General features: G+C 70.9%; 7 protein-coding genes. 5 read left to right on the top strand and 2 right to left on the bottom strand.

Features of this window, described 5'->3' with window-relative positions; all coding sequences use genetic code 11:
* The coding region (locus VMS22_06055; protein HXJ33589.1) for an intradiol ring-cleavage dioxygenase at nt 1-784 on the bottom strand (784 nt) is incomplete at its 3' end.
* Between the two features lie 157 nt (nt 785-941).
* Nucleotides 942-2156: a di-heme oxidoredictase family protein gene (locus tag VMS22_06050; GenBank protein ID HXJ33588.1), complete on the bottom strand. Its 1215-nt coding sequence runs from the start codon at nt 2154-2156 to the stop codon at nt 942-944.
* Between the two features lie 113 nt (nt 2157-2269).
* On the opposite strand from VMS22_06050, the gene VMS22_06045 reads away from it, so the two are divergent.
* The 5 genes from VMS22_06045 to VMS22_06025 all read left to right on the top strand — a co-directional run.
* Nucleotides 2270-2791, top strand: coding sequence for a transcriptional regulator (locus VMS22_06045; GenBank protein ID HXJ33587.1), 522 nt, complete (start codon nt 2270-2272; stop codon nt 2789-2791).
* Between the two features lie 182 nt (nt 2792-2973).
* Nucleotides 2974-3588 carry an RNA polymerase sigma factor gene (locus tag VMS22_06040; protein ID HXJ33586.1) on the top strand — a complete coding sequence of 205 codons (615 nt, stop codon included), beginning with the start codon at nt 2974-2976 and terminating at the stop codon, nt 3586-3588.
* Nucleotides 3589-3593: 5 nt separating this feature from the next.
* Nucleotides 3594-4100: a hypothetical protein gene (locus VMS22_06035; GenBank protein ID HXJ33585.1), complete on the top strand. Its 507-nt coding sequence runs from the start codon at nt 3594-3596 to the stop codon at nt 4098-4100.
* Nucleotides 4097-4597: a periplasmic heavy metal sensor gene (locus VMS22_06030; GenBank protein ID HXJ33584.1), complete on the top strand. Its 501-nt coding sequence runs from the start codon at nt 4097-4099 to the stop codon at nt 4595-4597. The genes VMS22_06035 and VMS22_06030 overlap by 4 nt, the downstream gene beginning before the upstream one ends.
* Before the next feature lie 164 nt (nt 4598-4761).
* A partial coding sequence (locus VMS22_06025) for a cytochrome P450 (protein HXJ33583.1) occupies nt 4762-5695 on the top strand: 934 nt, incomplete at its 3' end.

Genomic DNA, 5695 nt, shown 5'->3' with positions numbered 1-5695 from the left:
CCGCCGGGTCGGGCAGCGCCGCGGTGAGAACGGCACGGCAGTCGGCGAGATCGGCGCACGCCGTCGTGCCCGTCGTCGTTGGAAGACCCGTCAGGCCCGCGTCGAACGTGCCCACGTAGCCCCCGTTGCCGTCGTCGGTGAGGGCGAGCAGCAGCGCGGTCGTGCCGTTGAAGATCCCGTCGCTCGCGTTCGTCGTGTCGCGAGCGCCGCGCGTACCGTACGGCGCGAGCGCCATCACCTGATCGCTCACCGCGTCGTCGAAGTAGAGCTGCGAGGTGAACTCGTAGGTGATCTGCGTACCGTCGAAGGCGCGGACCTTGAAGTGGATGTGGATCGTGCGGCCGGTGTACCAGCCCGGATAGACGGTGGTGAACTCGACCGCGCCGTTCGCATCGGTCGTCTGGTAGCCGCGCAGGTACTTCCTGCCGACGGTGCCGATCGCCGCCTCGTCGGAGTACAGGCCGCTCGCGCTCGCGTGCCACACGTCGACCTGGAGACCCGGTGCGGGCGCGCAGCCGGCGTCGGCGCGGAGGACGTTGATGCGCAGGCGCAGTGGCACACCGGGCTGCACGGAGCCGTCGCTCGGATCGACCGTGATGTCGGACCGCTGGAGCAGCTCGTCCACGAAGTACGGGCCTTCGGTCTGCGACGGCGGGACCGCGCAGGCGGCCCAGGCGCGGGACGCGCTGCCGAGAGCGACGAACGAGACGGCGCCGGCCGCGCCGATGATGCCGAGTGCTTGCCTGCGCGTCACCACGCAGCCGAGAGTGTGTGTCTTCGCCACGACCTGCCTCCGACTCGCACGTTACACGGGTCGCACCGCGAAATCCGTCGGTCCGGCGCCGCGACGGATTTTCGCGCGCAGCCCGTTCAAGCCACAAGAGGTCGCCCGGGCCGTGACGACCCGGGCGACCACGAGGCGGCCGTTGTCGTGCAGCAGGTCAGAGGGTTCCCAGGAACGCCAGCAGCGACGCCCTCTGTATGGGCCGCAGCGCCAGGAACCGGCCGCGCGCCGGCGCTCCCTGTCCATCGTGGGCGAGGATCGCCTCCTCGATCGTCTTCGCACGGCCGTCGTGGAGGAAGGTCGTGATCACATGCAGGCCCCACAGCGGCGCCGTGCGCATCTCGCGACCGCTCGCCGTGCCCTGCTCGATGCCGTCGCCGAGGCTGCCCATGTCGTGCAGCAGGAAGTCGGAGTACGGCCGGAAGCGCCGGCGGTTGAGCGCGGCGACCGGGCTGGGGCCGCTGGTCAGCGCCGGCGCGTGGCAATCGTCACAGCCGATGCGACCGAAGACCCGGCTGCCGCCACGGGCGAGCGCCGACGACGACGTGCCGGGGAACGTCTGCTGGAGCTGTGCCGACGCGAGCGCGAAGTCGACCGGCCCGAGCCGCGGCGGCGGGGCGAGGAAGCTCATGAACGCATTGAACGCCTCCACGTCCTCGAGATCGTCGTCGATGCCCGGCACGGGGTCGCAGGCGAGGAGCGAGCAGTCGCCGTTCGGACACATCTCGTCGGGGAACATGGGCGTCGTGATCCCCATCTCGTTCACGTAGGCGTCGCCCGAGAACTGGATCAGGCTCGGCACCTGCGCCTTCCACCCGAACTTCCCGACCGACGTGCCGCCGCTGACGACGTTCACGACCATGTTGGCCCGCCCGGCCGTGGCGGGGGTGCGGCGCGCCTGCGTCCGCGCGAGCGCGACGAACGTCGCATCGGGCACGGCGTCCACGAGCCCCAGACCGAAGAGCGGCGTCGTGCGGCGGCCGGCGCGGATCGTCGCCTGCGGGGGAACGACCTCGCCCACGAAGGTGCACGCACCGGCGGCACCGATGCCCTGATTCTGGATCAGCGAGCCACCGAGCGATGCGAGCGGGTCGAAGGCGCCGCCGGTGGTGGTGCCGAAGCGCGTCTCGACCGTGTCGCTGCCGCCGCCGAGCGCGCCGACGCTGTGGCAGCCGCCGCACGACGTGCCGTTGAAGATCGGCCCCAGGCCCTCGTCGGCCTCCTCGACCGATGCGAAGGCGGCCTGCCCGTCGGTGAACCGCTGCAGCTCCTCCGCGGTGAGGCCGATCACGGGATCGCCGAAGTCCGCCTGTGCCGCACCGCCGAGCGCCAGCGCGATCGCCAACCCGAAGACTCCTCGTTGCTTGTTCATGACTCCATCCCTCCCTTCGCCGTCCGACCGAGGACGGCGAAAGGAGACGTAGGCCGCCGTGGCCGCCGGAGTCTTGGGAACGCGATGAGAAAACGCTGCGATTTGGATGCGACGTGAACGGCGCCGCGGCAGGTGGGCCGATGGTCGTGTCCTTCGGGCCGTACCGCCTCGACCGCCTGAGCGGCCGGCTGCTGCGGGGCGACGCCAACGTTCCTCTTCGCCTGAAGGCGTTCGCGGTGCTGGAATATCTGGCGCTCCACCCTGGTCGGCTGGTGCCGAAGGACGAGCTGCTCGACGCCGTCTGGCCCGCGACGCACGTCTCACCGTCGGTGCTCTCCGGATGCATCCGCGAGCTCCGGTCCGCGCTCGGCGACGACGCGCGATGTGCGCGCTTCATCGAAACCGCGCATCGCCGCGGCTATCGCTTCATCGCGCCACCGGCGACCTCTCCGATACCTGCCACGCCGCCGGTATCGCGCACGGCGCGGGAACTCCTCATGCCCCGCGGCGACACGGAGCTCGCCCGGCTCGCGCGTCAGTTCGCCCGCGCGGTCGCACGCATCGCGCGACGGCGAAGGACGCGGCGCATGCCCGGCGGTCCCGGTCCTCCGCGCGACCGCGGGCCCACTCGCTGAAGGACCCGGAGGCGCGATTCGAGCCCTTGGTCGTAGCTCCGTTGCGCTGCTGCGACGGATTTCGACGCGCGGGCCGTTCAACCCTCAGACGAACGGGCACGAACGTGCCCGAGCGCGATTCCGGATCCGGGGGGAACGACCAATGGTCGGGGCGCCGTGGACAAACGCTTGGTTGGGGGGCGATGTGGCCCGCGACGAGACGTGCTACGCGGCGCCGTGCCCGACGGCACCGGGGGATGAGAGCGGATTCGGACGAAGCGCTGATGGTGCGCGCCGGCAGGGGCGATCGCGCGGCCTGCGAGCGCCTCGTCGAGCGACATCTCACGCGCATCGTGGCGTTCGCGTACCGCATGCTCGGGAATCGCAGTGATGCCGAGGACACGGCTCAGGAGGTCTTCCTGCGCGTGTGGGCCGCCGCACCGCGCTGGCGGCGCGGCGACGCGCAGTTCCGCACCTGGCTCCATCGGGTCGCGATGAACGCCTGCCTCGATCGCATCGCCAAACGGCGCGAGACGACGTCGGACGGCCTGTTGGACCTCGTCGATCCCGCCGCCGATCCGAGCGCACCGGTGCACGACCACGACGTCGCGCGCCACGTGGACGCCGCGCTCGCGAAGCTCCCCGAGATGCAGCGGGTGGCGGTGGCGCTCTGCCACTATCAGGGGCTGCGAAACATCGAGGCGGCGGAGGTCATGAACGTCAGCGTGGAGGCGCTGGAGTCGCTCCTCGCCCGTGCCCGGCGCGCCCTGCGCGCCCACCTTCGCGCGATCGCCCCGATGCTCCTGAAAGGCGACTGACGCCGATGACGCCGGAGCGATTGCGCGAGCTGCTGGACGCATACGGCGCCGCACCGGCGCGCTGGCCGGAGGCCGAGCGTGTCGCAGGGAGCGACCTCATCGCGGCCTCGGCCGCCGCGCGTGCACTCTCCGACGGCGCCGCCGCGCTCGATCGTGTCCTCGATGCCGCGACGACCTCGCTACCGTCGCAGGGGCTCGCGGCGCGCGTGCTCGCCGGCGTGCCACGCCGCCGGCCGCGTCCGTGGCGCGCCGGGCTGATGGCCGCCTTTTCGCTCGCGGCCGCCGCTGCGCTCGCGATCTGGCTTCGAACGCACTCCGAGTCGGCGCGCGAGACCGCGACGATCTCGACCATCGCGCTCGGCGCCTACGAGAGCCCCACCGACGTCCTGCTCGAGCCGTTCGGCCTCGCTCTCTATACGAGCATCCCGTCCATCGGCTGCTACGACTCCGCGCTCGGATGCCCGCGCATCGACACGGCCGGCACCGCCGAGCCGTCCAAAGGAGGGGCATGAACCACCTACGCCGAGCCGCCGTGGTCGCCGCGCTCGTCTGGGGCGTCGCAGCCTGGGCGCAGGGGCCGCCACCGAAGGACGGCGGCGGGCCGGGCCTCATGGGCTCCGGACCGCCGCCGGGTCCGCCCGCCTTCGTCGGCCAGATGTTCCCGCCTGCGATGGTGATGCAGCACCAGCAGGAGATCGGGTTGCGGCCGGCCCAGATCGACGCGATCAAGCACGCGATGGCCGAGACGCAGCAGCGGCTCGTCGACCTGCAGTGGGAGCTCGAAAGCGAATCCGAGGCGCTCGGCAAGCTCCTTGCCGCGGATCGCGTCGACGAGGCGACCGTGCTCGTGAAGCTCGCCAAGGTCACCTCGATCGAGCAGCAGGTGAAGCAGGTGAACTTCACCCTGCTCGTCCGCATCAAGAACACGCTCGATCCCGAGCAGCAGGCAACGCTCCGCGCGCTGCGCCGGCCGCCGTCCGGACCACCCGGTGGCCCGCCCCCGGCGTGATTTTGCCGACCCAAGACCGGGTCTTGGGTCGGGGAGGACCGAGGGTGGCCCGACCTCACGCGCGACCGGCATGCCGCGGCAATGCAGCCGCCGTTCAACGGACCGCGCGCCGTGCGACGGTGGTCCCTTTACACGACGAGCCCGACCGAATAGGCGCTGACCCCGTGACACGCGAGCTCGATCCCGCGACCCTCGACGTCGCCACCTCGGAGCACTACGAGCAGCACGGCTATCCGCATGCCGAGTGGACGTGGCTGCGCCGCAACGCGCCCGTCTTCTGGTACGACCGCCCGAACGTCGAGCCGTTCTGGGCCATCACGAAGCACGCCGACATCATCGAGATCAGCAAGCAGCCCGAGCTCTTCCTGAACCAGCCGCGGCTCGCCGTCTTCACGCTCGACCTCCCACCGCCGCCCGAAGGCCAGGTGCGCCATCTCCTCAACATGGATCCGCCCGACCATGCCCGCTACCGGCGCCTCGCAAGCGGGTGGTTCACGCCGCGCGCCATCCGCGCCATGGACGACAAGGTCGCGCGTGTGACGCGCGAAGTGCTCGACGACGCGGCACGGATGACCGAGGGCGACTTCGTGCGCGAGATATCGGCCCGCATCACGATCGCGGTCATCGCCGAGATGCTGGGTGTGCCCCGAGCGGATTGGAACCGGCTCTTCCGCTGGACGAACGAGATCATCGCGCCGCAGGATCCCGAGTTCCAGAGCGGTGGGACGCCGCGCGACACCATCGAGTCCGCGCGGCTCGAGCTCTTCACGTACTTCAACGACCTCGTCGAGCGCCGGCGCGCGCAGCCGACCGCCGACATCGTCAGTGTCATCGCCAACGGGCGCGTGAACGACGCGCCACTGCCGCCCGTCGAGCTGCTGTCGTACTTCTTCCTGCTGGTCGTCGCTGGCAACGAGACTACGCGCAACGCGATGACCGGCGGTTTGCTCGCACTGCTCGAGAACCCGGGCGAATGGGAGAAGCTCCGCGCCGACGCCGAGCTCGTCGATTCCACCGTCGAGGAGGTCGTACGCTGGACGACGCCCGTCATTCAGTTCGCGCGGACGGCGACACAGGACTACGAGCTGCGCGGCAAGA

The sequence above is a fragment of the Candidatus Eisenbacteria bacterium genome (genome assembly GCA_035577985.1).
Lineage (GTDB): Bacteria > Desulfobacterota > Binatia > DP-6 > DP-6 > DATJZY01.
Note: the sequence above shows the minus strand (reverse complement) of the source record. Positions and strands in the feature narration are given on the sequence as shown.

Bases quoted from the DNA above. Each gene is read 5' to 3' on its own strand.
- VMS22_06050 (HXJ33588.1), bottom strand. From the start codon at position 2,156: ATGAACAAGCAACGAGGAGTCTTCGGGTTGGCGATCGCGCTGGCGCTC.
- VMS22_06040 (HXJ33586.1), top strand. From the start codon at position 2,974: ATGTGGCCCGCGACGAGACGTGCTACGCGGCGCCGTGCCCGACGGCAC.
- VMS22_06035 (HXJ33585.1), top strand. From the start codon at position 3,594: ATGACGCCGGAGCGATTGCGCGAGCTGCTGGACGCATACGGCGCCGCA.
- VMS22_06030 (HXJ33584.1), top strand. From the start codon at position 4,097: ATGAACCACCTACGCCGAGCCGCCGTGGTCGCCGCGCTCGTCTGGGGC.